Genomic DNA, 25,465 nt, shown 5'->3' with positions numbered 1-25,465 from the left:
AAATTTTGAGTTTTAGGAATTTATCGGAAAAAACAGAAACCGCTCCGCCGTCATTCCCGCGTAGGCGGGAATCTAGGTTTGTCGGTGCGGAAACTTATCGGGTAAAACGGTTTCTTTAGATTTTGCGTTCTAGATTCCCACTTTCGTGGGAATGACGAAGAGTTGCGGGAATGATGGAAAGCTATGGGAATAACGAAAGGTTAAAGTAATCACGGGATGGTGTTCGCGGGAATATAAATTTAAATAATTCAAAAGGGTATTATATGCAGCCTGCGGTTTATATTTTAGCAAGCCAACGTAATGGCACGTTATACATTGGCGTTACATCTGATTTGGTGCAACGTATTTACCAACATAGGGAGCATTTGATTGAGGGATTTACATTACGGTACAACGTTACTATGCTGGTTTGGTATGAACTGCATCCTACGATGGAGAGTGCAATTACTCGGGAAAAACAGTTGAAGAAATGGAACAGGGCTTGGAAATTGCAACTGATTGAAGAAAATAATGTTTCTTGGCAGGATTTATGGTTTGATATTATTTAGCCCGTCATTCCCGCGCAGGCGGGAATCTAGACCTTAGAACAACAGTAATATTCAAAGGTTAGCTGAAGCTTTAGAGATTCTGGATTCCCACTTTCGTGGGAATGACGGGATTAGAGTTTCAAAATTTATTCTAAATAGCTGAAACTCAACGCACTGGATTCCCGCCTGCGCGGGAATGACGAATTTTAGGTTTCTGATTTTGGTTTTCTGTTTTTGTAGGAATGATGAAATTTTGAGTTTTAGGAATTTATCGGAAAAAACAGAAACCGCTCCGCCGTCATTCCCGCGCAGGCGGGAATCCGGCTTGTTCGGTTTCGGTTTTTTTTGAGGTTTCGGGCAACTTCTAAACCGTCATTCCCGCGCAGGCGGGAATCCAGACCGTTGGGCATCTGCAGCGGTTTGCTAAAAAACGCTTTACCGTGATCAGTGTGCAAAGTTAAAATGGGGAGGTAAGCTTTTCAATCAGCAATTCGGCGGGCGCGGAATCGGGCGGTTTACCGAACCTCGGCGTTCGCGGCGCGCCGCCCCGTCCCGTGAAGGCAAACTCAAGGAATAAAAGATGAATAAAACTTGGAAACGGCAGGTTTTCCGCCATACCGCGCTTTATACCGCCATATTGATGTTTTCCCATACCGGCGGGGGGGGGGCGCAAGCGCAAACGTATCCATACGCTCTTGTGATGAACGGACAAAAGCTGCCCGAGGTAAAGTGGGGGCAATTATATAATTCATTGCCGCAAAAAAGCAACCCCCGCCAAGTTAACTTTACGACATCTTTTAGTGGATACAAAAAAAACACTACTTTCTCATTCAATAATACCGATGAAGTTGTTGCTCAAAAAAACGGTGTTACCGTTTTCGGCGCGGCGACCTACCTGCCGCCCTACGGCAAGGTTTCCGGTTTTGATGAAAAGAGGCTGAAAGAGCGCGGCGATGTCCTTGGTTGGATTGGTACGACCCGCCCGGGGTTGGTAGGCTACAGCTACGAAGGTAACACATGCTCCAGCGGAGACTGTCCTGATGTTAGCTATAAAACCCAATTTACCTTCGGTAATCAAGGGTTGAAAAGCAAGGTAAACGGCAAGCTGGATATATACGAAGACAAAAGCCGCGACAATTCGCCCATTTATAAATTGCCGGATCAGCCTTGGTTGGGCGTGTCTTTCAATTTAAGCAGCGAGAGCGTCGTCGAATCAAAGAAACTCAAGAAAGTGGAATCTTCTTTTAGCGAGGATGTGACGCAGAGCAATGGTGCGCAAAGCCTATACAAATACAAAAACCTCGTTTATACGACAGGCGATGTTCGTAATAAGGGTAATCAAGTTCATCAGGACAAACACCACGCTGTCGCCTTTTATCTGAACGCCAAGCTGCACTTGCTGGATAAAAAAAACATCCAAAATATCGCGCAAGGCATAACAGTTAATTTTGGTACCTTGAAAACACGCATCGAGCCGACGGACGCGTGGAAGAACAAGAGGCATCTCACTCATAATGTTGGTAATTGGGAGTTCAAAGATACCGGATCAGTCAGCGTCAAACTCAAATTGCCGGAAGTCAAAGCAGGCCGCTGCATCAACAAAGATAACCCCAATCCCAAATCCAAAGCCCCTTCGCCCGCACTGACTGCCCCCGCGCTGTGGTTCGGACCTGTGAAAGATGGCAAGGCGGAGATGTATTCCGCTTCGGTTTCTACCTACCCCGACAGTTCGAGCAGCCAAATTTTCCTGCAAAACCTTTCCCGCAAGGATGACACAAGCAAACCGGGCCGCTATTCCCTCAAACCCTTGAGTACGTCGGAGATTAAAAGTAAAGAGCCGAGTTTCACGGGGCGGCAAACTGTCATCCGATTGGATGGCGGCGTACGGCATATCCAACTGGATAGAAACAATGAGGCCACCGGTTTAAATGGAAATGACGGCAAAAACGACACTTTCGGCATTATTAGAGAAGGGAGCTTCATGCCTGATGCCAGCGAGTGGAAAAAAGTATTGCTGCCTTGGACGGTTCGGGGTTTTGCTGATGACAGTAAATTTAAAGCATTCAACAAAGAAGAAAACAACGACAACAAGCCAAAATACAGCCAAAGATACCGCATCCGCGAAAACGGCAACAACGGCAAGCGCGATTTGGGCGACATCGTCAACAGCCCGATTGTCGCGGTCGGCGAGTATTTGGCTACTTCCGCCAACGACGGGATGGTGCATATCTTCAAAAAAAACGGCGGCAGTGATGAACGCAGCTACAATCTGAAGCTCAGCTACATCCCCGGCACGATGCCGCGCCAATATTTTGATAACGACACTTCCGCTCTCAAAGACTCCACCCTCGCCAAAGAGCTGCGCGCCTTTGCCGAAAAAGGCTATGTGGGCGACCGCTACGGCGTGGACGGCGGCTTTGTCTTGCGCGAAGTCGAACTGAGCGGGAAAAAACACGTGTTTATGTTCGGCGCGATGGGCTTTGGCGGCAGAGGTGCGTATGCCTTGGATTTGACCAAAGCCGAAAACGGTGACCCGACCGCCGTTTCCCTGTTTGATGTCAAACATGACAATAATGGCAATAATAGCAATAATAGCGTGCAATTAGGCTACACCGTCGGCACGCCGCAAATCGGCAAAACCCACGACGGCAAATACGCCGCTTTCCTCGCCTCCGGTTATGCGACTAAAACCATTGACGACCAACAAAATAAAACCGCGCTGTATGTGTATGATTTGGAAAACAACAACGGTACGCCGATTGCAAAAATCGAAGTGAAGGACGGCAAGGGCGGGCTTTCGTCCCCCACGCTGGTGGATAAAGATTTGGACGGCACGGTCGATATCGCCTATGCCGGCGATCGCGGCGGGAATATGTACCGCTTTGATTTGAGCAGCGACAATCCGTCCAGCTGGACTGTACGCACTATTTTCCAAGGCACGAAGCCGATTACTTCCGCGCCCGCCATTTCCCAACTGAAAGACAAACGCGTGGTCATCTTCGGCACGGGCAGTGATTTGAGTGAGGAGGATGTGGACAGCAAAGAAATCCAACACGTTTACGGTATTTTTGACAATGACACAAACACAGGTGTGGCGAAAGACGGGCAGGGCAACGGGCTGCTCGAGCAAGTGCTTAGTGAGGAAAATAAAACCTTATTCCTGACCGATTATAAGCGATCCGACGGATCGGGCAGTAAGGGGTGGGTAGTGAAGCTGAAGGAAGGACAGCGCGTTACCGTCAAACCGACCGTGGTATTGCGTACCGCCTTTGTAACCATCCGCAAATATAACGACGGCGGCTGCGGCGCGGAAACCGCCATTTTGGGCATCAATACCGCCGACGGCGGCAAGCTGACCAAGAAAAGCGCGCGCCCGATTGTGCCGGACACCAATACGGCTGTCGCGCAATATTCCGGCCATAAGCAAACCACCAAAGGCAAATCCATCCCTATAGGTTGTATGGAAAAAGACAATGGAATCGCCTGCCCGAACGGATATGTTTACGACAAACCGGTTAATGTGCGTTATCTGGATGAAAAGAAAACAGACGGATTTTCAACAACGGCAGACGGCGATGCGGGCGGCAGCGGTATAGACCCCGACGGCAAGCGTGCCGGCAAAAACAACCGCTGCTTCTCCCAAAAAGGGGTGCGCACCCTGCTGATGAACGATTTGGACAGCTTGGACATTACCGGCCCGACGTGCGGTATGAAACGAATCAGCTGGCGTGAAATCTTCTACTGATTTGCACGCGAAAATGCCGTCCGAAAGGTTTTCGGACGGCATTTTTTGCGTTTTTCGGGAGGGGCGGGTTCGTAAAAGGCGGGCTATAGGGTAGGCTTCATCTCGCCAATCTCACTGAATCCATCAATTTCCACAATTCAATTAAATACCGTCAAACCGATGCCGTCATTCCCGCGCAGGCGGGAATCTAGACATTCAATGCTAAGGCAATTTATCGGGAATGACTGAAACTCAAAAAACTGGATTCCCACTTTCGTGGGAATGACGGGATGTAGGTTTCCGTATGGATGGATTCGTCATTCCCGCGCAGGCGGGAATCTAGACATTCAATGCTAAGGCAATTTATCGGGAATGACTGAAACTCAAAAAACTGGATTCCCACTTTCGTGGGAATGACGGGATGTAGGTTCGTGGGAATGACGTGGTGCAGGTTCGTAGGAATGACGTGGTGCAGGTTTCCGTGCGGATGGATTCGTCATTCCCGCGCAGGCGGGAATCCAGACATTCAATGCTAAGGCAATTTATCGGGAATGACTGAAACTCAAAAAACTGGATTCCCACTTTCGTGGGAATGACGGGATTAGAGTTTCAAAATTTATTCTAAATAGCTGAAACTCAACGCACTGGATTCCCGCCTGCGCGGGAATGACGAAGTGGAAGTTACCCGAAACTTAAAACAAGTGAAACCGAACGAACCGGATTCCCACTTTCGTGGGAATGATGGGATTAGAGATTGCGACATTTATCGGGAGCAACAGAAACCGCTCCGCCGTCATTCCCGCGCAGGCGGGAATCTAGACATTCAATGCTAAGGCAATTTATCGGGAATGACTGAAACTCAAAAAACTGGATTCCCACTTTCGTGGGAATGACGGGATGTAGGTTCGTGGGAATGACGTGGTGCAGGTTCGTAGGAATGACGTGGTGCAGGTTTCCGTACGGATGGATTCGTCATTCCCGCGCAGGCGGGAATCTAGACCTTAGAACAACAGCAATATTCAAAGATTATCTGAAAGTCCGAGATTCTAGATTCCCGCTTTCGCGGGAATGACGGGATGTAGGTTTTCTTAACCCTGCGTCCTAGATTCCCGCTTTTGCGGGAATGACGGAAAGTGGCGGGAATGACGGTTCGGGCATTCCTTAAATTACCTGTGTATCGTTGTAAATCTTAGAGATGGCGGAATATAGCGGATTAACAAAAACCAGTACAGCGTTGCCTTGCCTTGGCTCAAAGAGAACGATTCTCTAAGGTGCTCAAGCACCGAGTGAATCGGTTCCGTACTATTTGTACTGTCTGCGGCTTCGTCGCCTTATCCTGATTTTTGTTAATTCACTATATCGATTCTGTTCCCTTGCAGGCGGACGGCGGCGGCGGACGGTGGAAAAGCAGGTTTTCAAATGTCCGGTTTGGCGGCGCGCCGTCTGAAAACCGCTTATTTTCCTTTGCTGTTTCCGGCGGAGTCTTTTTTGTCCGAACCGGAGAAGCGGTCGAAACGTATGGTGTATGTCAGCTCGCCGCCCGACGAACGGCTGCCGATACGGGCAACCGCCTGTATGGCGCGGGTCAGCCGGTAAATCAGTTTGACGGACTGTTCCGCGCTGGAGATGCTGTATTCGTAGCCGATGTAGAGTTTGCCGGTCAGTTGTTTGCCGACGGTCAGCACCTGTTCGGCGGGGTTGAGTTCGCCGGTTTGCGCGTTGCGGCTGCGCTTGCTGGTAAAGCCCAAATCATCCACCAGCCCGATGCGGTCGTTGATTTGCCCGGCAAGCAGCGCGCCGGCGGCTGCGGACAGGGCGGCATTGTCGCCGCTGCTGCCACTGCCGGCGCGGTTGAGGATGAGCCAGGAGAGCTTGTCTTTTTCACTCATCGGTTCGTTTGCCGTCAGCGTAATGCGCGGACTGTTGAGGCTGCCCAATATTTCCACGCCCGCACCGACGGGGGAAAGGCGGCGTTCGGCGCGGATGTTGAGGTTGGGGTCGTTGAGCGGGCCGACAAAGGAGACCGTGCCTTTGGTAATGTCCAAATCCTGCCCGTATGCCTTATAACGCCCTTTGATGACGCGGACCGTGCCCACGCCCCGCACGCTTCCGCCCGATTGGGCGGTCAGGGTCAGTTTGCCGCCTATGGTAACGTCCGCGCCGTAGCCGGCGAAGCGGATGCCGTCATTGAGGTCTAAAGTCAGGTTCATATTGACGGGGAGCGGTGCCGCCGCCTCTTTTTTGACTTCGCCTAATACGACGACATCGTCGCCGACGGACGGCATCGAGGATTTTTGCGAACCGAACAGCCCCTGATCCGTTTTAATCATCCCGGTAACGGATATGCCTTTTTGCGGCGAATAGCGCAGGCGGGTGTTGCCGGAAACCGTCAGGCGGCGGTTGGGGCGGGACAGGATGCGGTATTTGTCGAACACCGCGCCGATATCGACATCGGGTCCGCTGTTTTCCATACCGACCGTACCGGAGAGTTCCGCCGTCCCTTCGTGCCGGAATTTCAGGCTGTCGATTACCCATTTCCTGCCCGCGATATGCGAACGCAGCGAGCCGTTGTCCAAGATGATGCCTTGGGTTTGGTTGCGGTAATAGAGTTTGTCGCCGTTGATGCTGCCGCCCAAGTGCGGATCGGCGATGCTGCCGCCGAGGGTTACGGCGGCATTCAGGCTGCCTTTGACGGTTTGTCCGACCGGTAGGAAGTTGCGGAATACTTCGGCATCGGCAACGGTCAGGTTGAGCCTGCCGCCCAAAGGCGCGGTATCGAAAGAGCGGCTTTGCCCGACGGTGATGTTGCCGTTGATTTTCCCGTAGTTGCTGCTGCCGTTGACGGCGGCATTGACGGACGGAGAGCCGACCCGTCCGCCGATTTGCGCGGCGGCATTCAGGCTGCCGGTAATGTTTTGCGCGGCGGCGGGCAGAAAGGGCTTCAATGTGCCCAAGTCGGGAAGGGAGGCGGTAATCCTGCCGCCGAGCGGTGCATTTGCCATATTGCCGCCGAAGGCGTTGCCGATGTCCAAATCGGCGTTAATCCGCCCGAAACGCGCGCCGCCGTCAAGCAGGATTCCGATACGGTCGTTTTGAAAGCGCGTTTTCAGGGAAAATGCGTTCAAACCCAAAGCCTGCCCGCCGGGCAATACGGCATCGCCGCTTTGCCGGCTGATATTGAGGTAGCCGCGCGCGTTTCGCCCGTAGGCGACATCCCAGTCGCCGTTTAAAACCAGATTGTGTTCGAAGGGCGGTTTGAAGAAATTGTGCAACTCGGCGATATGCAGACCGTGTGCGCCGCCTTTTGCCGATATGCCGGTTTTTTTATCCCAAGAAAAGTGTTGCAGGTTGAGGCTGCCGCCCATTGCCTGCCAATTTGCCGCACTTGCCGCCACGCGTTCCGCACCGGCTTCGAGCGTCATACGGTTTTGCAGCTTGAGGTTGAACGCGCCGCCGATATCGAGGATGCCGATGCTGCCTTTCCATAGGGTAAGTTCCCTGTTGATGCCGCCTGAAGCGTCCAAATCGAATTTGAACGGTTTGCCGTCCAGCGTCATGGCGGCGTGTGTGCGGATGCGGTGCTGCACGCCCGTGCCGTCCAGCATCAGGTCGGCGGTATCGACAACCGCCGCTCCGCCCGACAGCGAAAGGCGGCTGCCTTTGATGTCGGCGCGTATCGGGCGGCTTGTGTCGGGCGAACCTTTGAGCGTGAAATCGAGCGAACGGATGTCTGCCGCCTTGCCGATGTGCAGGTTGCGCGCCGTGCCGGAAAGATCGGTTTCAAAGGTTCGGATGCCGCCGTCCAAATCACCGGAAAGGTGTCCGCGTACATTTAAAGACCCCGCGAGTCCGAAACCGAAACGGGATAAATCGGGTGCGGTGATATTGAGGTTAAGCCGGTCGCCTTTTTTGCCGAAGCCGCCGTCTGTTTTGATGATGTTCCGCCCCAGCCGCAAATCGACGGCGGCACGCGGAAGGTGGCGGGACTCGTAAACAATGTCGGCACTGCCGGCAATCGGTACGCCGTTGAACGTGCCGGGTAAAAACCGCATTTTGCCTGTGAATTTCTCTTTTGCCAGTTCGCCGGCAAGGTTTATTGAGCCGTTGATATTGCCTGCCGGAAGTTGCGGATCGATGCGCGAAGGGTCGAATGCGCGGGAACGGATGTCCAGCTTGAGCAGGCGGTCTTTAAACAGCTCGAGATAGCCTTGCGCGGTCAGGCTGCCTTGCCCGGCGGCGATGTTGACGGTGTCGAGCACCAGTTTCCGCTGTCCGTTTGCGGGGTCGCTTGCAATGGCGAGGCTGCCGTCCGTGCGCGCCGTGCCGATGCCGAGTTGCCAAGAGATTTTGGGCGAGGCGGTCGTGCCACCGATGCCGATGCTGCCGTCCAACCTGCCTTTGAACGCGGTTTGCAGTACGTCTTCCGCGCCGACGGAGTTGATGCCTATATTTAAATCGAGGATGTCTTTTCCGGTGTCGATTTTGCCCGACAGCCTGATGCCGCCCCGTCCGAGCAGGGCGGCGGACGTATTGCCGATATGCACCGTGCCGTCCTGCCGGATGACAAAGCTGCCTAAAACCTGACGGACGGGGATGCCGTTGCGGTCGGCAAAACCGGCTTTGGTGTTTTCCAAATCGAGCGAGCCTTCCAGCGCGATGCCGTCTGAAAACGACGGGATCGCGGTCAGGTCGAAATTCAGCCCGGCATCGGGCAGGGAAGGTACGAAGGCGGCCGGATTGATGTTGAACCCTTTGACCAGTACTTCCTCCAATGTTTTATCCAATGATTCGGCAAACGGGTGGATGACGGATTTTCCCGAGAGGCGGATATTGCCGCCGTCGATCGCCAGTTCGGCGCGCACATCCTTCAGGCTGCCGCTCAGCCGAGCCGTACTGTGTATGGTTTCGCCTTCGAGTCCGCCTTTGGTGTAAATGGCGGTATCGAGGGCAAACGGTTTTTTCAAACCGACCGAGGCAGCCCCCGACGAACTGCTCCACGGCGTGTCGGCGGCTTTCAGGTCGAGGCGGTGTCCTTTGCGGTCGTAACGGTATGCCGCGTTGAGGCGTTCGAGATAGACGGTTTGTTTGTCAAAAGTTTTGCCTACGCTGATTTTGCCCGTCTCGAAGCGGTCGAGATAGACGGCGGCAGGCAGGTCTATGCTGTCGGGAAGGCTGAGCGGAGGGCGTTCTTCTTTAGGCGGAGTCGGTTTGGTAACGATGGCGATGTCGCCGGCGGAAATTTCGGTGATGTGCAGGCTGCGGCGCATCAGTTCGGACGGTTTCCACGCGAAGCGGAAGCGGCTGATTTTAAGGTCTGCCCCCTCGGTTTCTATCGACCAGTTGTCGCCGTCGAAGCCGTCGAGCAGCGTGCCTTTGAGGTTTTGGGAGGAAATGTTTACGCCGAACCAAGACGGGATTTGGTACAGCCCGAAGCGCAAACCGGATTCCGTACCGGCGAGCCAGCCGAGGAAACATACTGCCAAAATCAGGACAGACAGCAGTGCCGCCGACAGCTTCAGCAGCGGGCGGCGTTTTTTTGCCGGCGGGGTGGGGCGGTGTTCAGACGGCATTTTGCGCGTGCCGTTTTCGGTCGGATCGGTATCTGTCGGTGCGGTATCGGTCATAATGTCTGTTTCAAAATGGTTTGCTGCAATGCCGTCTGAAGCGGCCGTATCGGTTTAGAAGCGCGTTCCCAAGCTGATGTGCCAGCGGATTTTCTTGTCGCTGTGCCCGTAGGCGATGTCGAAGGAAAACGGCGCGAGCGGGCTGAACCAGCGCACGCCCAGTCCCGAACCGTGTTTCAGCTTCATACGTTTGAAATTGGCGGCGGCGTCGCCCATATCGTGGAACACCGCGCCGGAAAGGGTGCGCGTAAACGGCAGTTGGTATTCTAGGCTGCCCACCAAGAGGGCGCGTTCGGGCAGGACCGATCCGTTCGGGCCGGCAAGCCCGATGCTGTCGAGTTCGTAACCGCGCACGGAAGACGCGCCGCCGCTGCGGAACATCAGCCCTGAAGGAACGTTGGCATTGTCGCGGGCAACGGTGTAACCCGCTTGTCCGCGTATGATGAACGTGCCGAGTTTTTTGTTTTCGGGAGTGAAGAAATAACCTGCGCGGGCAGAGGTGCGGATCAGCGCGGTGGAGGACAGGAATGCGCCCAAAGTCGTACCGATTTTGCCGTCGAGGTAATGGCCGTTTTCGGGATGCAGCACGTTGTTGAGCAGCTGGCGTTTCCAAGAGGCGGTCAGCATCGTGGCGTGGCTGTTGCCCAAATCGATATCCGAGCCGGGGATTTTCCGGCCTTCTGCGAGAAACTCCACCCCCAGCCTGGCATCGATGCCCGCGCGGTCGCGCACATACCAGATGCCGCCGGAGAAGGCGCGTTTTTCGAGGTTTTGGGTGGTCGAACGGTTGTAGGAAACGTTACTTGTCCAGTAGTTGCCCCGATAGTTGCGCGGCTGGCTGATGCCGGCGGCAAGCGTGGTTTCGTATTTGTCCATATCCCAAACGACCGAGCCGATATAGCCTTTGTTGAAGAGATTGTAATAGTCGTAGGCGATTTTGCCGCCCAAACCGTATTCCGAATCGAGGCGGATGCCGGTTTCGAGTTTGTGGCGTTTGACCTCGGTTACGCTAACTTTGACGGGGACGCGGTCGCCTTGGAGGCGGTCGAAGTCGGCTTGTACGGATGCGCCGGAATAATGCCCGTTTTGTTCGAGTGCCTGTTGGAAGTCGAGCAGCAGGTCGAGGTCGTAGGGCGTGCCCGGTTGGAAGCGCGCCAGGCCGGAGACGATTTGTTCGGGGTAACGCTGTGTGCCGGTGATTTCAAAGTCGCCGAAGGCGATGGGGCGGCCGCTGTCCACGACGACGTTCAAATCGGCGGTGGCGGTATCGGGGTTGACGGCCGCCCGGGTGTTGCCGAGCTTGGCAAGCGGGTAGCCTTTGCGCGTTACCGCGCCGAGGACGGAAGTTTTGCTGTTTTCCCAACTGTCCTGATCGAAATCGCTGCCTACCGGCTGCTGCCAGTTTTCCAGCGCGTTGCGGTAGTATTCGGCGAGGTTGCCGTCTGAAAGGATGTCGCCGAGGATGGCGACGCCGACGTTGGTGATTTTGGTGCGCGGCCCCGGTGTGATGTGCACCGTATAAGCCCCGCCTTTTTCCGTCAGGCTGACTTTGCTGCTGAAATAACCTTTGCTGCGGAGCATCGTTTTAACGTTGTCCGGTGCTTCTTCGGCGAGGAAGCCTGTCTGTTCCTTGTCCAATACTTCTTCCTGCTGCTGCGTGATGAGCGGCAGGTGTTCTTCGACCATATCTTTGATTTCACTGTCCTGCGTGTCGATGCGGACGGGGAATTTGGGTTTTAATTTGACTGATTCGGTGTCGGGGCTTTTGTTTTTGAACAATGCGAAACCCGCCGCCTTGTTTTCGGAAAGGTCGGCGGCAGGCGCGTATGCGTGCGGAAAGAAAAATAAAGCCGGCAGGAGCAGGGCGGTCGGTTTGATCATCATGGTACGGGTGTCGTGCATCGGTGTGGCGGCTTTCGATTTTAACACTGTTCGGACGGGGCGGGACGCTTCAGACGGCATACCGCCGCCGGTATTTCGGAGGTTGCGGCCCGCCGGAAATGTATCTGCTTGTTTTAAGGTATTTTGTTTCCAATCCGCATATGGAAAACAGGCTGCGTTTCGGAATAGTGTCGAAAAATAAACGGGATTAAATAAATTTATTTTCGTTCAATAAATTAAACCGTTGCGCCGAATGATAAAGCAAAGCCTGTCCGGCACTGCATAGGGCAAATCAACGCAACCTTCATAGTGGATTAACAAAAACCAGTACGGCGTTGGCTCGCCTTAGCTCAAAGAGAACGATTCTTTAAGGTGCTGAAGCACCAAGTGAATCGGTTCTGTACTATTTGTACTGTCTGCGGCTTCGTCGCCTTGTCATGATTTTTGTTAATCCACTATAAAACACAGCCGAAAAATAAAAAAAACACAGAGAATGAGTTTTCTTTTAAAATACAACATTTTTTAACATATCACAACATAAGGAAGAATTATGGCGTTCGGCAAATCCTTATTTCATGCGATCGGCCGCGTCAGCCTGGTCAGGCAGATTGCCGCCGGTTTGGCGTTGGGCATCGTAATCGGTTCGGTTTCCCCGCAACTGGGCTTGGCGGCAGGCTTGTTCGGCAGCCTGTTTGTCGGCGCGCTCAAAGCGGTCGCGCCGGTTTTGGTATTTATTTTGGTGGCGGCCACAATCGCGCAGCACCAAAAAGGCAACAAGGCGCATATCAGGCCGATTATCGTCCTTTACCTCATCGGTACGTTTTCCGCAGCCCTGACCGCCGTCATCGCCGGTATGGTTTTTCCGACGCACATTGTTTTGGCGGGCGCGGGCGATGTGTCCGCCGCGCCGCCTTCCGGCATTGTGGAAGTATTGAAATCGCTGCTGATGAACCTGGTCGCCAACCCGATTAACGCGATTGCCAATGCCAACTATATCGGCATTTTGGCTTGGGCTTTGGTTTTGGGCGCGGCGTTGCGGAATCACGGTTCGGACGTTACGCGGCAGGTCGTTGCCGATTTGGCGGAAGCGGTTTCCACCGTCGTGAAATGGATTATCCGTTTTGCCCCTTTGGGCATTTTCGGGCTGGTGTCGTCCACAATCGCGGAGACGGGTTTCGGCGCGCTGGCGGGTTATGCGAAGCTGCTTGCGGTACTGTTGGGCTGTATGGTGTTTATCGCGCTGGTGGTCAATCCCGCCATCGTGTGGTGGAAAATCCGCCGCAACCCTTATCCGCTGGTGTTTACCTGCCTGCGCGAAAGCGGCGTGTATGCCTTCTTTACCCGTTCTTCCGCCGCCAATATCCCCGTGAATATGGCTTTGGCGAAAAAACTGGGGCTGCACGAAGACACTTATTCGATTTCCATCCCGTTGGGGGCGACCGTCAATATGGGCGGCGCGGCGATTACGATTACCGTTTTGGCTATGGCGGCGGCGTACACCCAAGGCATACAGGTTGATTTTGCCACCGCGCTGCTGTTGAGCCTGGTGGCGACGGTCAGCGCGTGCGGCGCGTCCGGTGTGGCGGGCGGTTCGCTGCTGCTGATTCCGCTGGCGTGCAGCCTGTTCGGCATCAGCAACGATGTCGCTATGCAGGTGGTCGCCGTCGGCTTTATCATCGGCGTGATTCAGGATTCGGCGGAAACGGCGTTGAATTCTTCAACCGATGTTTTGTTTACCGCCGCCGCCGATTTGGGCAGACAGAGAAACCGGGCGGAATAAACCAAGCTATGCCGTCTGAAGCCCTTTTGGCGTTCAGACGGCATATTTTTACAATTTTATGGGCATATGGCGGAAACAATACCGGCTGCCTTGAATATGAAGGAGATGATGATGTTTAAACGCAGTGTGATTGCAATGGCTTGTATTGTTGCCCTTTCAGCCTGTGGGGGCGGCGGTGGCGGATCGCCCGATGTTAAGTCGGCGGACACGCTGTCAAAACCTGCCGCCCCTGTTGTTACTGAAGATGTCGGGGAAGAGGTGCTGCCGAAAGAAAAGAAAGATGAGGAGGCGGTGAGTGGTGCGCCGCAAGCCGATACGCAGGACGCAACCGCCGGAAAAGGCGGTCAAGATATGGCGGCAGTTTCGGCAGAAAATACAGGCAATGGCGGTGCGGCAACAACGGATAATCCCGAAAATAAAGACGAGGGACCGCAAAATGATATGCCGCAAAATGCCGCCGATACAGATAGTTCGACACCGAATCACACCCCTGCACCGAATATGCCAACCAGAGATATGGGAAACCAAGCACCGGATGCCGGGGAATCGGCACAACCGGCAAACCAACCGGATATGGCAAATGCGGCGGACGGAATGCAGGGGGACGATCCGTCGGCAGGGGAAAATGCCGGCAATACGGCAGATCAAGCTGCAAATCAAGCTGAAAACAATCAAGTCGGCGGCTCTCAAAATCCTGCCTCTTCAACCAATCCTAACGCCACGAATGGCGGCAGCGATTTTGGAAGGATAAATGTAGCTAATGGCATCAAGCTTGACAGCGGTTCGGAAAATGTAACGTTGACACATTGTAAAGACAAAGTATGCGATAGAGATTTCTTAGATGAAGAAGCACCACCAAAATCAGAATTTGAAAAATTAAGTGATGAAGAAAAAATTAATAAATATAAAAAAGACGAGCAACGAGAGAATTTTGTCGGTTTGGTTGCTGACAGGGTAGAAAAGAATGGAACTAACAAATATGTCATCATTTATAAAGACAAGTCCGCTTCATCTTCATCTGCGCGATTCAGGCGTTCTGCACGGTCGAGGCGGTCGCTTCCGGCCGAGATGCCGCTGATTCCCGTCAATCAGGCGGATACGCTGATTGTCGATGGGGAAGCGGTCAGCCTGACGGGGCATTCCGGCAATATCTTCGCGCCCGAAGGGAATTACCGGTATCTGACTTACGGGGCGGAAAAATTGTCCGGCGGATCGTATGCCCTCAGTGTGCAAGGCGAACCGGCAAAAGGCGAAATGCTTGCGGGCACGGCCGTGTACAACGGCGAAGTGCTGCATTTCCATATGGAAAACGGCCGTCCGTCCCCGTCCGGAGGCAGGTTTGCCGCAAAAGTCGATTTCGGCAGCAAATCTGTGGACGGCATTATCGACAGCGGCGATGATTTGCATATGGGTACGCAAAAATTCAAAGCCGTTATCGATGGAAACGGCTTTAAGGGGACTTGGACGGAAAATGGCGGCGGGGATGTTTCCGGAAGGTTTTACGGCCCGGCCGGCGAAGAAGTGGCGGGAAAATACAGCTATCGCCCGACAGATGCGGAAAAGGGCGGATTCGGCGTGTTTGCCGGCAAAAAAGAGCAGGATTGATGCTGATGCCGCCTGAAGCGGGGGGTGTTCAGACGGCATTGTGATGTTTGGGGTGGGGTCCGGTTCAAGTCCGCATCAGTTGATAAACCCGTCGTCTTTCATTTTCTTTTCGGAAAAATACTGGCCGAATACCAGCAGGGCAGCGAGGATGATGACAAACAGTCCCGCCATAGTCAGAGTGATTTTGAAAAACAATTCCGCTTTGAGAAAAGAAAACCAGAGTTGCACAATCAGCAGCAGCACCCAGCCGGCAAACAGTCCGAGACAGGCATAAACGCCGAGCTTAAACACGATCCCGCTCCAAAATGACGACGTAGGCCTCGCGTTTGAAAAACAGCAGCATACGGCGCAAATCTTTTTCCATCGTTACAACCCGCCAGCCTTCGGGGGTTTGTTTATTGAGGAACTCGCTGAATTTGATGGGGTTGACCTTTGCCGCGCCGAAAAACAGGCTGGACAACAGGCTTTCCTGATAAATGATGACTTTGTATTCTTTCATCGTATTTCCTTTTCGGTTTAAACCCCGCCCTTTAAGGCGGTAGAATTAGACTTTATTTGGGAGGGGCGCAACCCCTTCCAAATCAGGACGACACATAGGGCGGTGCTTTATGTGCCGCCCTGTGTGTTGAAACATAGGATTCCTTTAATTGAGGGATTGCCTTTTCAGACAATCCCTTAAATTGCAGCGATGCAATGTGGTGAAACTTATTGCTTATTACCCAACTGCGGCAATACCGAACCTTCGCCCAATGCCAACAAACCGCTTTGCGAGTAAATGCCCAGTTTGGCGCGGGTGTCGGTAATGTCGAGGTTGCGCATAGTCAGTTGTCCGATACGGTCGAGCGGTGTGAACGCTGCGTCTTCGACTTTTTCCATACTCAGGCGTTCGGGTTGGTAGGTCAGGTTGGGCGATTCGGTGTTCAGAATCGAGTAGTCGTTGCCGCGACGCAATTCGAGGGTTACTTCGCCGGTAATGGCTTTGGCAACCCAGCGTTGGGCGGTTTCGCGCAACATCAGGGCTTGGCTGTCGAACCAGCGGCCTTGGTAGAGCAAACGTCCGAGGCGCAGGCCGTTGATGCGGTATTGTTCGATGGTGTCTTCGTTGTGGATACCGGTCACCAAACGCTCGTAGGCGATGTGGAACAACGCCATTCCCGGGGCTTCGTAGATGCCGCGCGATTTGGCTTCGATGATGCGGTTTTCGATTTGGTCGCTCATACCCAGACCGTGGCGGCCGCCGATGCGGTTGGCTTCGAGGAAGAGTTCGACGGGATCAGCGTATTCTTTGCCGTTCAGTGCAACCGGCACGCCTTCTTCAAAGCGCACGCTGACTTCTTCGGGTTTGATTTCGACGTTTTCGTCCCAGAAGGCAATGCCCATAATAGGTTTGACGATTTTGATGCCCGAGTTCAAAAATTCCAAATCTTTGGCTTCGTGGGTCGCGCCGAGCATATTGGAATCGGTGGAATAGGCTTTTTCCACCGACATTTTGTAGTTGAAACCGTTGGCAATCAAAAATTCGCTCATTTCATGACGGCCGCCGAGTTCGTCGATAAATTGCTGGTCGAGCCAGGGTTTGTAGATTTTCAGCGCGGGATTGGTGAGCAAACCGTAGCGGTAGAAACGCTCGATGTCGTTGCCTTTGTAGGTGCTGCCGTCGCCCCAAATATTCACATCGTCTTCTTTCATGGCGGAAACAAGCATAGTGCCGGTTACGGCGCGACCCAGAGGCGTGGTGTTGAAGTAGGCGATGCCGCCGGTGGAAACGTGGAACGCGCCGCATTGGATGGCGGCGATGCCTTCGTGTGCCAGCTGTGCGCGGCAGTCAATCAGGCGGGCGTTTTCCGCACCGTATTCCATCGCTTTTTTGGGAATGGCGTTGTAGTCGTCTTCATCGGGCTGACCGAGGTTGGCAGTGTAGGCATAAGGCAGCGCGCCTTTGAGTTTCATCCACAACAGCGCGGCGGAGGTATCAAGTCCGCCGGAGAAGGCGATGCCGACTTTCTGACCGACGGGAAGGTTTTGTAAAATAGTATGGTTTTGGTTCATGAAAAAATCCTCGATAGCTTGAAAAATCAAAGCCATTATCTTATAAATAGGAAATATTGTCAGCCATCATGCCGTCTGAACGGGTATTCCGCCGTTTCAGGCGGTATTTAAAACCGAAAACATTATGAACGCGTTCAACCTTATCATCATCGGCGACGAAATCTTACACGGCAGCCGCCAAGACAAGCATTTCGTCTTTTTCAAATCCCTGCTCGAATCCAAAGGGCTGAAGCTCAATCAGGTGCAATACCTGCCCGACGAACCTGATTTGTTGGTCAAACAACTGCGCCGCAGCTTTTCAGACGGCATGCCAACTTTCGTTACCGGCGGTATCGGCGCCACGCCCGACGACCACACCCGCCAAGCCGCAGCCGCTGCTTTGGATTTGCCCGTCGTCCGCCACGCGCAAGCCGCCGGGTTTATCGAAGGCGTGACCCTTAAACGCGGTGAGCCGCTCGATTCGCCCGAACACGCCCAACGCCTGAAGATGGCGGATTTTCCCCAAGGCGCGGAATTGGTGCCTAATCCGTTTAATAATATCGCCGGATTTTCCATTCGCGAGCATTATTTCTTCCCTGGTTTTCCTGTGATGGCGCACCCGATGGCGGAATGGGTTTTGGATACTTATTACGCCGGCCGCTTCAACCAAACCCAACGCGGCAGCCGCAGCGTGTATGTGTTCGAGCAGCCCGAATCGCGCATTACGCCGATTATGGAGCATATCGAGCAAACTTATCTCGGGGTGCGTTCGTACAGCCTGCCCAGCGTCGGTTGGACGCATTCAGACGGCACGCAGGTCAAACCGCACATTGAGTTCGGCATCAAAGCCGAAGGAGAAGCCGTCAACCTTTTGGACGCGGCGTGGGCGGAAGTGTTGCACAGCTTGGAAGGATTGGGAGCAGAGCTGAAAAATCGGGTAAACTGAAAAACGTTTGCCCAAATCGGACGATATTTAAGGAAAACCATGCAATACCGAATTAGAAGAGAAAACGAAGCACCCGAAGCAAAAAATGCGGGGGAAACCTTATGGGAGCGCGATATGATGCGCGAAGTGCTGCTGTCCGCCTATCGGGACAGGCGCAGGGAGCGGATGTGGAAAAACATCTGGCGCGCCGTCAGCACCCTGATTCTGGTTGCCCTGATTGCAGGCATTTTCCGAAAAGACGAAGCCGCATTGCAGTTGGCGGGCAATACGCCGCATACCGCAGTCGTCAACCTGTACGGCGAAATCGGCAACGGTGTAGAAGACCAGGTCAAAAAACTCAAAGACGGTATGGAGGCCGCCTACAAAAACCCGCAGGCAAAAGCCATCGTCATCCGCGCCAACAGCCCCGGCGGTTCGCCCGTCGTCTCCAACACCGCTTTTGAAGAAATACGCCGTCTGAAGGCGCAGCACCCCGGCATTCCCGTTTATCTCGTGGCGGAAGATATGTGCGCGTCCGGCTGCTACTACATCGCGGCGGCGGCGGACAAAATCTATGCCGACCCGTCCAGCATCGTCGGCAGCATCGGCGTTATCGGCAGCAGTTTCGACGCGACCGGCCTGATGGAAAAAATCGGCGTGAAACGCAGGGTTAAAATTGCGGGCAGCAACAAAGGCATGGGCGATCCGTTTTCGCCCGAAACGCCCGAACAGTCGAAAATCTGGGAAGAAATGCTGACCGGCATACACGGCGAATTCATCAAAGCCGTCAAAACCGGACGGGGCGGCCGCCTCAAATTCCGACAATATCCCGACGTGTTCAGCGGTCGGGTGTACACGGGTGCGGATGCGCTGAAAGTCGGGCTGGTGGACGGACTCGGCAATATTTACAGCGTGGCGCGAGACGTGGTCAAAGCCCCCGATGTGGTGGATTACACTCCGAAGGACGATTTCGGCAGAATCTTGGGCAGACGCTTCGGCGCAGAACTCAAAGCAAGCGTGCGCGAAGCCCTGCAGGCCGTCCGGTAGCGTTGTTTACAGTATTTCTAAGGGAATACCAAAATAAAAATATACACAAAAACACTCACCTCCCCAGTATGCTGCCACTAAGTCAGCCGCGTCACTATTTACCGTGCACTTAAAGCCGTAAAAGGCAGGTTGTCCCCGGGAGGTTTTGTGCATCCTGATACCGATCGGTTGTTGTTGCTCAAAGGACAGAAGGCCGCTGATAAACGAGATTACCTGTTTGTCGCTATTGACGATTTTTATACTCTGCCATTTTGCCAGACAAAACCGCAGACAGTGCTGCCAAGTTTCTGACCGAACATCTGGCCGACCCCTGCTTGTACCTGATTGAGTACGTTTACTCTGACAATGATAGGTAATATAAAGAGCCGTCCAACATGCTTTCGGTGCAGTTTGTTATGATAATGGGATTGGTTGGAGGCTTGCCCGATTTGCTTGTCCGCAGACCAACGGTAAGGCGGAGCGGGTTATCCGTACCTTGATGGAGATGTGGCATGAGGAACAGTCGTTTGACAGTCCGGAACATCGGCAAAAGGAGTTGTGCTGCTTTATTAATTTAGGGGCTGCCCTAGATCACTAGGGAAATTCAAATTAAGTTAGAATTATCCCTATGAGAGAAAGTCGTCTAAGCCGGTATAAACAAAATAAACTCATTTTGTTATCGTGGCTATGATGTATTGGATGCGGGCGAATTTAGCCATTTCCGTATCAATCACAGCACACATTTTGCCGAACGACAAAACCATATTAATGGAACTGAGAACTTTTGGAACCAGGCAAAACGTCATTTACGCAAGTTTAACGGCATTCCCAAAGCGCATTTTGAGCTGTATTTAAAGGAGTGCGAATGGCGTTTTAACAACAGTGAGATAAAAGTTCTTGTTCCATTTTAAAACAATTAGTAAATCGAGTTTATCCTAGTTATCCAGGATGGTCCCATCTCTTTTATAGATAGCTGCTTACCAAGTATCCTTAATTGCTAATTCAAGCCACTCTTCAAAACTATTAAAAAATTCATGGTTTTCTATATTATCTAAATTAATGACAATAACCCTAGGATTTCCTGTTACATCATTACCATCAAAATAAGCTTCCCATTCTCCATTACTAGCGAATGGGATAAGATTTAAATCAGGCAGGATAGAATTTCTAAATATATAAGCTACTTCTGCCCCTTCTGTTCCATAATTCTCAAACCACCAGTGAAAATTATGTGGCTGAATATAAGGTATTAAAGATGTATCGTTAGAGATACGAACATACTTTTCAGGATAACAAAACCTTTCAGGAAGCATATTACTAGGATATAAATTAAATTCATTTTGAATAATCATTTCGTTACCTTAGGATCATAAATACTACCATTAGGAAACTGGGTAGACCAATTTGGTGGTGCTAGTTCATTTTCAATTTGTTTTTTAATTCTAAATTGAATAGCTTCTCCCCATGTTTGCGGCATCTAATGCTGCTTGCTCTGCATCAATATTACTAAAAATTGGATTAGTCTCAAAAATGAAAAATTACTGTTTTTTCATTTTTTATAGCATATTCAAGTGCATGAATAATATTTTTCACTAAGGACTCTGTAGAAAAATCTGAATTTTGTAATTTTTCTTTTACAGCCAAAATACTTTCCTTATCTATTAGCCAATCCCCCTCACTTGGTCCAAATAACCAATTATCGGTAATTTCAGAAACAAGTCTCCATAATCCACGATTTTGATATTCAATAATTTGATTTTCCGTAATTTCTACAACTGTTTCAGATTGAATGTTTTTATAAGCCCAATCAATCATTTCAGTATATTCACTAATTGAAACATTGTCTTTTAAACAGAAAATTAACAGGTTGTGTTCATTCATTTGTCTAAGTTCCTGATATGAGTTTGTTGTTGTAAATAATCTTTTGCTTGCTTACCTTGTAAATTAAAGGATTAACCGCACCTTGGATGATGCCGCGAATATCATCCATACGGTTACCCCACCAATTTTTATTGGTGTATCGTTAATCATTTATTTCAAAAAAGTTATTTATTATCATATTATCAGGGAGCAGGTCGTTAAAAAAAACCCCCTCAAATTCCATTAAATTAGTATTTATCCAGCACATAAACGAACCAAAGCGTTCTTTCCCTGAGTGTAAATATTTAAAATTAAACTCAAAATAAGTTTTTTTGCTTAGAAAATTTAATGGTTTTTCTATAGTGAAAAAAAGCCCTTACTCGTTTTCGTTCGAGATACTATTTTAAATAAATTTTTATTTTCAATAAAATAAGAATATTCATTTACTAAGTTGTTATGATAAAAAAGTAATTTTATTAAAATGTTTTCATAATTTTCTAGGTTCATTTCTAGCTCAATTTAAAATGATTTCATTGTTGCCGTACCAATGCGAAATTTACCATCAACAAAATTTCCCTTCACTGATACAGGTACACCATCAACTTGGGTAGTTTTATTTTCAGGCTGCCTGAAAGAAAGATAGGCAACTTATTACTCATCTTATGCTAGCCCTCAATAATTGAATACGTTGCACTAGAACCAATTATTTCTATGAATGTTTGCTCAAACATAAAAATATAGTATTTAAAGAATTCTCTATTCAAAGGAAAATAACTTTCTTTCAATATCCATTCCGCATAACACTCATCAAGAAGTTCAAAAAAAGATTGACCACCATTTTCATGAAGCAAAGCTCTATCTGCATCTTCCGAAATTAAATCCATAAAAGTATCTATAAAATACGATTCATCAACAACCCTAAAATGAATAACATCTTCAATAAAAATTTTTATGGTTTTATCCGTATTTCTATAACCAACTGCTATAACTTCTACTTTATCAGAGTTTATTGCTGCATTATCAAAATAGAAATAGCCAGTTGGGAAATCTAAGCTTTTTAATTTCATAATTTATCGTGTATTTCCATATCTGATTTTTATTTTTCGGTTATTACTAATTGTTATTTCAAGTGTTGGTTCTCCACCACTACTATCATTACGAGCATTAACCGCACGCCCATCAGGTAAATTGCCCGTTATCGTTCCATTAGGACGTGTTTGTACATTTCGAACATTCAGACTATTAAAATCATTTAGTGCGTCATTGTAATCCCCCACTTTATCATACTGAACAGCGGGACCTCCTTTGAGTAGTATTGCTCAAAATGTCTTTGATTTGTAAATCACTGCGCGCCTTACCGGCTTCTATGCGAGCTGCCACACTACTCGGGCTATAGGGGTCGCTATCAATCGCAGGATTACCACCGCTGGTTTTTTGTCCGCTAGCCTGTTTCCCAACCTGCTGTACTGTATCGCCAATTTCATCTACCGTACCTAACGCCTTAGTCTGCATATGGCGAACAGCAGGTTTTTTATAGCCGGTATTTTTAACCCAATCCCATTTGGTCGGGTTAAGTTCTACTTTTTTACCTCTCCAAACCGTACCTGCGGCCTCTGCTACGGCAAGGGCAGTTTGGGCTGTTGCTGTTATATTCGGATGGGCATCAGCCCATTGTCTGGCGGAATTGATGCCGTCTTTTACCGCAAAAGCACTGTCCTGTAATATGCTCGCGGCAGCAAGTTGTGCTTCCGGGCTTAATTTTCCTAAATTATTAATACCTTGTAGAGTCTGCTGCGCAGAGATGTAGCAACTGTATTTTTACCCCGTCGGGTAAAAATACAGTTGCTACGGCTGCTGGGAAAGCAGTTACTATTTTCCCAGTGGCTCAAAATTAATTGTTTCAGCAGATATTTTTATAATAATCCCTACATCAATAATAATTTCACTATAAAATTGGTATTTATATAGCTCTATTTCGGGTATAAACAAGGGAAACAAGCTATCTTCCTTATCCTCATAATCTACGAAATTATTTGTATCTAATTTAAAATTCAAAATATTACTGCATTTGATATATCCGAAATAATTACCTTCAATTGTATCTGTAAAAGATAATGTAAGGGTATTTCCATTATCGGAAAAGATTATTTCATAAAGGCTTACATTGTGAAAAATATTTTTTTTCATTTGATAAAATATCCAGAATGATGACGATTATTTGGCAATGGATTGCCTTCATAATTTTGTCGTTGCGGATATTTTCCCTGTACACCATCGGTTCGCGGCACTCTTTGGGTTCTTATAACCTCTCCATTTGGACGAATATCTATTTTCACGCCATCAGGACCTTTCCATGTTTCATATTGAGCCTCATCTGAACCAGTACGTCTAAAACCTTGTTCTTGCAATGCTTGACGTAATTCATCTCGCGTAGTTGGTCTGATAGATTTAACAACTGGCTTGTTTCCCCCAGCCATTTCCCCGTCTACAGTCTGCATAGGGCGGGCAGCAGGTTTTTTATAGCTGGTATTTTTAACCCAATCCCATTTAGTCGGGTTAAGTTCTACTTTTTTACCGCGCCAAACCGTACCTGCGGCCTCTGCTACGGCAAGGGCAGTTTGGGCAGTAGCTGTAATGTTCGGATGGGCATCAGCCCATTGTCTGGCGGAATTGATGCCGTCTTTTACCGCAAAAGCACTGTCCTGTAATAGGCTCGCGGCAGCAAGTTGTGCTTCCGGACTTAATTTTCCTAAATCATTAATACCTTGTAGAGTCTGCTGAGCGGCTGTATCTGAGCCGGTCAGTGTAGGTTGGATTAAAAGCCAGCATTTTCAACATCTTGATGTTTTACTATAAATCTATTCTTGTGCTTCCTTTGTTAGATAAATTTCAACACAAAAGATACGTATGCATTCTCTAATTTTATTTGAGATAAATAATGCATTGCTTTGTCGATACTGTTAAATAAATTACTTCCCTCGTAATACCAATTATCATATGTTTGATAAAAATAATTATCTTTCTTGATATAAATATCTCCCCCCAATACAAGTATTCTCTCATTGATAAATAAATTTAATATATCTATTGCAATAGGGACGGGTAATGCGGCTTCTCTAATTCCAATTCCTATCAAAGATTCCCCTTGTCTCGAATAAATTTCAAAAATTTCATTTAACATGTTAATCTCTATCTACTATTTTTCAATCGGTATAAACCCTATTCACAGTTTCATCTTGTATTTCTTTATGAATACTTAATATATTAAGATAGCTTAGGAATTTTATTTTCTCAGATTGAGGCAACTCATCAAAACCAAGCCAACAATAAAAATTGTTATATGATTTTAAAAAATCAACAATTTTTATTTTTCCTAAAACCAAATCTTCGACTAACTGGGTTGCATAAATAATATCATTTATGATTTTAACAGGTAAATTATTTGATAGGTAACCATGGGATTCCGTCATCATTGATTTCTCTAGGTGCTTATTTATCTGATTGGTAAGCCTTTTGCGTAAGCTTCTTTCGCCTCCGCAAGTGTCATTTCATTAGGGCCACCATCTATATTAGTTTCTCCTGTATTTTGCCACTGACAAACGTCACAGATATCATAGTCCATAACTTCAGTTCCGCAAACAGGACAATGTAGCCATATTTCTCCGTCAATTTCCCATGTCTTTTTTGAATTCTCCATCATAATACTTCTTTCCTAAGTTTGGTTTAAACATTGTTTTGATTTTGAATGTTTTTGGATTGGCCAAAACATAGATATTGTTATTGATATCATAGCGCACTCGTCTATGTTCCGTCTGATAACCTAATATCTTGTCCGATGTCTGTTTTAATAACAAATCAGACGCCATTTTTTGGTAGTCTTCAATGGTTATATCGCCAAATTCTTTTCCATGAGCTTTGAAATGTCCATTTAAAGATTTCTCAGTAGGAAACTTGGACTTTGTCCATCTGATGCGGTCTTGAATTGTTCCTGTCGGAGAAATAGATGTATCAGGTTTAACATATGAGGCAGGTAAGCCGATATTGTTATCAGAGTGTGTAGGGTGTTGCTGCGTACTTGGTTTTGGTGGCTTATTCCCACCTGCCATCTCCCCATCTAAAGTCTGCATAGGGCGGGCAGTAGGTGTTTTATAGCCGGTATTTTTAACCCAATCCCATTTGGTCGGGTTAAGTTCTACTTTTTTACCGCCCCAAACCGTACCTGCGGCCTCTGCTGCGGAAAGGGCAGTTTGGGCTGTTGCAGTTATATTCGGATGGGCATCAGCCCATTGTCTGGCGGAATTAATGCCGTCTTTTACCGCAAAAGCACTGTCCTGTAATAGGCTCACGGCGGCAAGTTGTGCTTCCGGACTTAAATTTCCTAAATCATTAATACCTTGTAGAGTCTGCTGCGCAGAGATGTAGGTCGGATATTTGCATCCGACAAAAATATTTGACGCATCTATCGTTTCCGAAATGCCGCTGTTG

At 49.5% G+C, this 25,465-nt stretch carries 19 protein-coding genes and 9 pseudogenes; 8 read left to right on the top strand and 20 right to left on the bottom strand.

The window, feature by feature from the left end; genetic code table 11:
* Positions 1–263 precede the first annotated feature (263 nt).
* Entirely contained in the window at positions 264–548 is a 285-nt protein-coding gene (locus IUJ45_RS06160; RefSeq protein WP_002246543.1) for a GIY-YIG nuclease family protein, read from the top strand.
* A gap of 559 nt (positions 549–1,107) precedes the next feature.
* Positions 1,108–4,272, top strand: a complete 3,165-nt coding sequence (gene pilC, locus IUJ45_RS06155) for a PilC family type IV pilus tip adhesin (protein WP_082308653.1) — start codon at positions 1,108–1,110, stop codon at positions 4,270–4,272.
* A 1,433-nt stretch (positions 4,273–5,705) separates the two neighbouring features.
* On the opposite strand, the gene IUJ45_RS06150 is transcribed toward pilC, so the two are convergent.
* Positions 5,706–9,875, bottom strand: a complete 4,170-nt coding sequence (locus IUJ45_RS06150) for a translocation/assembly module TamB domain-containing protein (protein ID WP_082308652.1) — start codon at positions 9,873–9,875, stop codon at positions 5,706–5,708.
* A 54-nt stretch (positions 9,876–9,929) separates the two neighbouring features.
* On the bottom strand, positions 9,930–11,777 hold the full coding sequence (locus IUJ45_RS06145; RefSeq protein ID WP_192941112.1) for an autotransporter assembly complex protein TamA: 1,848 nt from the start codon (positions 11,775–11,777) through the stop codon (positions 9,930–9,932).
* Between the two features lie 529 nt (positions 11,778–12,306).
* On the opposite strand from IUJ45_RS06145, the gene sstT reads away from it, so the two are divergent.
* Both sstT and IUJ45_RS06135 read left to right on the top strand, forming a co-directional pair.
* Positions 12,307–13,536: a serine/threonine transporter SstT gene (sstT, locus tag IUJ45_RS06140; protein ID WP_002246539.1), complete on the top strand. Its 1,230-nt coding sequence runs from the start codon at positions 12,307–12,309 to the stop codon at positions 13,534–13,536.
* Between the two features lie 111 nt (positions 13,537–13,647).
* Positions 13,648–15,141, top strand: a complete 1,494-nt coding sequence (locus IUJ45_RS06135; protein ID WP_002219999.1) for a transferrin-binding protein-like solute binding protein — start codon at positions 13,648–13,650, stop codon at positions 15,139–15,141.
* Between the two features lie 75 nt (positions 15,142–15,216).
* Here the strand turns inward: IUJ45_RS06135 and IUJ45_RS06130 are convergent, their stop codons facing one another.
* From IUJ45_RS06130 to argG, 3 genes are all read right to left on the bottom strand, one after another.
* The gene (locus tag IUJ45_RS06130; protein ID WP_002219998.1) at positions 15,217–15,432 is read right to left on the bottom strand and encodes a hypothetical protein; all 216 of its coding nucleotides are present in this window, start codon (positions 15,430–15,432) and stop codon (positions 15,217–15,219) included.
* A complete protein-coding gene (locus IUJ45_RS06125) occupies positions 15,425–15,640 on the bottom strand; it encodes a DUF4177 domain-containing protein (RefSeq protein WP_002246537.1) in 216 nt (71 codons plus the stop codon). Before IUJ45_RS06125 ends, IUJ45_RS06130 begins: the two co-directional genes overlap by 8 nt.
* Positions 15,641–15,846: 206 nt before the next feature.
* Positions 15,847–17,190 carry an argininosuccinate synthase gene (gene argG, locus IUJ45_RS06120; protein WP_002246536.1) on the bottom strand — a complete coding sequence of 448 codons (1,344 nt, stop codon included), beginning with the start codon at positions 17,188–17,190 and terminating at the stop codon, positions 15,847–15,849.
* 124 nt (positions 17,191–17,314) lie between these two features.
* Between argG and IUJ45_RS06115 the strand changes: the two genes are divergently transcribed.
* From IUJ45_RS06115 to IUJ45_RS06105, 4 genes and pseudogenes are all read left to right on the top strand, one after another.
* Positions 17,315–18,115: a competence/damage-inducible protein A gene (locus IUJ45_RS06115; protein ID WP_002237399.1), complete on the top strand. Its 801-nt coding sequence runs from the start codon at positions 17,315–17,317 to the stop codon at positions 18,113–18,115.
* Between the two features lie 39 nt (positions 18,116–18,154).
* A complete protein-coding gene (locus IUJ45_RS06110) occupies positions 18,155–19,141 on the top strand; it encodes a S49 family peptidase (protein ID WP_002219994.1) in 987 nt (328 codons plus the stop codon).
* A gap of 81 nt (positions 19,142–19,222) precedes the next feature.
* Positions 19,223–19,694: pseudogene (locus IUJ45_RS11205) on the top strand (transposase family protein); the annotation flags it as partial.
* Positions 19,695–19,797: 103 nt separating this feature from the next.
* Positions 19,798–20,093 (top strand): annotated as a pseudogene (locus IUJ45_RS06105) (transposase); the annotation flags it as partial.
* A 4-nt stretch (positions 20,094–20,097) separates the two neighbouring features.
* Here IUJ45_RS06105 and IUJ45_RS06100 read toward each other — a convergent pair.
* The 15 genes and pseudogenes from IUJ45_RS06100 to mafB form a co-directional block, all read right to left on the bottom strand.
* Entirely contained in the window at positions 20,098–20,472 is a 375-nt protein-coding gene (locus IUJ45_RS06100) for an SMI1/KNR4 family protein (RefSeq protein ID WP_002219993.1), read from the bottom strand.
* Positions 20,469–20,597, bottom strand: a complete 129-nt coding sequence (locus tag IUJ45_RS10980) for a hypothetical protein (RefSeq protein WP_010981028.1) — start codon at positions 20,595–20,597, stop codon at positions 20,469–20,471. Before IUJ45_RS10980 ends, IUJ45_RS06100 begins: the two co-directional genes overlap by 4 nt.
* Positions 20,598–20,644: 47 nt before the next feature.
* On the bottom strand, positions 20,645–21,001 hold the full coding sequence (locus IUJ45_RS06095; RefSeq protein WP_002219992.1) for a DNA mimic protein DMP12: 357 nt from the start codon (positions 20,999–21,001) through the stop codon (positions 20,645–20,647).
* Positions 20,998–21,066 (bottom strand): annotated as a pseudogene (locus IUJ45_RS11200) (MafB protein); the annotation flags it as partial. The gene IUJ45_RS06095 and the pseudogene IUJ45_RS11200, both read right to left, overlap by 4 nt.
* Positions 21,063–21,134 (bottom strand): annotated as a pseudogene (locus IUJ45_RS11195) (hypothetical protein); the annotation flags it as partial. The pseudogenes IUJ45_RS11200 and IUJ45_RS11195, both read right to left, overlap by 4 nt.
* 9 nt (positions 21,135–21,143) lie before the next feature.
* Positions 21,144–21,487, bottom strand: a pseudogene (locus IUJ45_RS06090) (hypothetical protein).
* 158 nt (positions 21,488–21,645) lie between these two features.
* On the bottom strand, positions 21,646–22,047 hold the full coding sequence (locus tag IUJ45_RS06085) for a hypothetical protein (protein ID WP_002215114.1): 402 nt from the start codon (positions 22,045–22,047) through the stop codon (positions 21,646–21,648).
* 436 nt (positions 22,048–22,483) lie between these two features.
* Positions 22,484–22,780, bottom strand: a pseudogene (locus tag IUJ45_RS06080) (MafB family polymorphic toxin); the annotation flags it as partial.
* A 69-nt stretch (positions 22,781–22,849) separates the two neighbouring features.
* Positions 22,850–23,167 (bottom strand): hypothetical protein, encoded by a 318-nt coding sequence (locus IUJ45_RS06075; RefSeq protein ID WP_002215112.1) that lies wholly within the window; start codon positions 23,165–23,167, stop codon positions 22,850–22,852.
* Entirely contained in the window at positions 23,164–23,457 is a 294-nt protein-coding gene (locus IUJ45_RS06070) for a hypothetical protein (protein ID WP_002252126.1), read from the bottom strand. The genes IUJ45_RS06075 and IUJ45_RS06070 overlap by 4 nt, the downstream gene beginning before the upstream one ends.
* Positions 23,437–23,775 (bottom strand): annotated as a pseudogene (locus tag IUJ45_RS06065) (MafB family polymorphic toxin); the annotation flags it as partial. The gene IUJ45_RS06070 and the pseudogene IUJ45_RS06065, both read right to left, overlap by 21 nt.
* A gap of 83 nt (positions 23,776–23,858) precedes the next feature.
* Positions 23,859–24,161 (bottom strand): Imm40 family immunity protein, encoded by a 303-nt coding sequence (imm40, locus tag IUJ45_RS06060; RefSeq protein ID WP_002215106.1) that lies wholly within the window; start codon positions 24,159–24,161, stop codon positions 23,859–23,861.
* Between the two features lie 25 nt (positions 24,162–24,186).
* Positions 24,187–24,453 (bottom strand): annotated as a pseudogene (locus IUJ45_RS06055) (hypothetical protein); the annotation flags it as partial.
* 20 nt (positions 24,454–24,473) lie between these two features.
* Positions 24,474–24,680: a CPCC family cysteine-rich protein gene (locus IUJ45_RS06050; RefSeq protein WP_002235294.1), complete on the bottom strand. Its 207-nt coding sequence runs from the start codon at positions 24,678–24,680 to the stop codon at positions 24,474–24,476.
* Positions 24,646–25,404 (bottom strand): annotated as a pseudogene (mafB, locus tag IUJ45_RS06045) (polymorphic toxin MafB class 3); the annotation flags it as partial. The gene IUJ45_RS06050 and the pseudogene mafB, both read right to left, overlap by 35 nt.
* Positions 25,405–25,465: the final 61 nt, after the last annotated feature.

It is taken from the genome of Neisseria meningitidis (assembly GCF_022869645.1).
In the GTDB taxonomy this organism is placed as follows: Bacteria; Pseudomonadota; Gammaproteobacteria; order Burkholderiales; family Neisseriaceae; genus Neisseria; species Neisseria meningitidis.
The sequence above is the reverse complement of the archived record's forward strand: the minus strand, read 5'-3'. Positions and strand labels throughout refer to the sequence as shown.

What these genes read in the sequence shown, in the direction of transcription:
- IUJ45_RS06160 (WP_002246543.1), top strand. Translation starts at nt 264, where the DNA reads ATGCAGCCTGCGGTTTATATTTTAGCAAGCCAACGTAATGGCACGTTA.
- pilC (WP_082308653.1), top strand. Translation starts at nt 1,108, where the DNA reads ATGAATAAAACTTGGAAACGGCAGGTTTTCCGCCATACCGCGCTTTAT.
- IUJ45_RS06150 (WP_082308652.1), bottom strand. Translation starts at nt 9,875, where the DNA reads ATGACCGATACCGCACCGACAGATACCGATCCGACCGAAAACGGCACG.
- IUJ45_RS06145 (WP_192941112.1), bottom strand. Translation starts at nt 11,777, where the DNA reads ATGCACGACACCCGTACCATGATGATCAAACCGACCGCCCTGCTCCTG.
- sstT (WP_002246539.1), top strand. Translation starts at nt 12,307, where the DNA reads ATGGCGTTCGGCAAATCCTTATTTCATGCGATCGGCCGCGTCAGCCTG.
- IUJ45_RS06135 (WP_002219999.1), top strand. Translation starts at nt 13,648, where the DNA reads ATGTTTAAACGCAGTGTGATTGCAATGGCTTGTATTGTTGCCCTTTCA.
- IUJ45_RS06125 (WP_002246537.1), bottom strand. Translation starts at nt 15,640, where the DNA reads ATGAAAGAATACAAAGTCATCATTTATCAGGAAAGCCTGTTGTCCAGC.
- argG (WP_002246536.1), bottom strand. Translation starts at nt 17,190, where the DNA reads ATGAACCAAAACCATACTATTTTACAAAACCTTCCCGTCGGTCAGAAA.
- IUJ45_RS06115 (WP_002237399.1), top strand. Translation starts at nt 17,315, where the DNA reads ATGAACGCGTTCAACCTTATCATCATCGGCGACGAAATCTTACACGGC.
- IUJ45_RS06110 (WP_002219994.1), top strand. Translation starts at nt 18,155, where the DNA reads ATGCAATACCGAATTAGAAGAGAAAACGAAGCACCCGAAGCAAAAAAT.
- IUJ45_RS06100 (WP_002219993.1), bottom strand. Translation starts at nt 20,472, where the DNA reads ATGATTATTCAAAATGAATTTAATTTATATCCTAGTAATATGCTTCCT.
- IUJ45_RS10980 (WP_010981028.1), bottom strand. Translation starts at nt 20,597, where the DNA reads ATGCCGCAAACATGGGGAGAAGCTATTCAATTTAGAATTAAAAAACAA.
- IUJ45_RS06095 (WP_002219992.1), bottom strand. Translation starts at nt 21,001, where the DNA reads ATGAATGAACACAACCTGTTAATTTTCTGTTTAAAAGACAATGTTTCA.
- IUJ45_RS06085 (WP_002215114.1), bottom strand. Translation starts at nt 22,047, where the DNA reads ATGAAATTAAAAAGCTTAGATTTCCCAACTGGCTATTTCTATTTTGAT.
- IUJ45_RS06075 (WP_002215112.1), bottom strand. Translation starts at nt 23,167, where the DNA reads ATGAAAAAAAATATTTTTCACAATGTAAGCCTTTATGAAATAATCTTT.
- IUJ45_RS06070 (WP_002252126.1), bottom strand. Translation starts at nt 23,457, where the DNA reads ATGGCTGGGGGAAACAAGCCAGTTGTTAAATCTATCAGACCAACTACG.
- imm40 (WP_002215106.1), bottom strand. Translation starts at nt 24,161, where the DNA reads ATGTTAAATGAAATTTTTGAAATTTATTCGAGACAAGGGGAATCTTTG.
- IUJ45_RS06050 (WP_002235294.1), bottom strand. Translation starts at nt 24,680, where the DNA reads ATGATGGAGAATTCAAAAAAGACATGGGAAATTGACGGAGAAATATGG.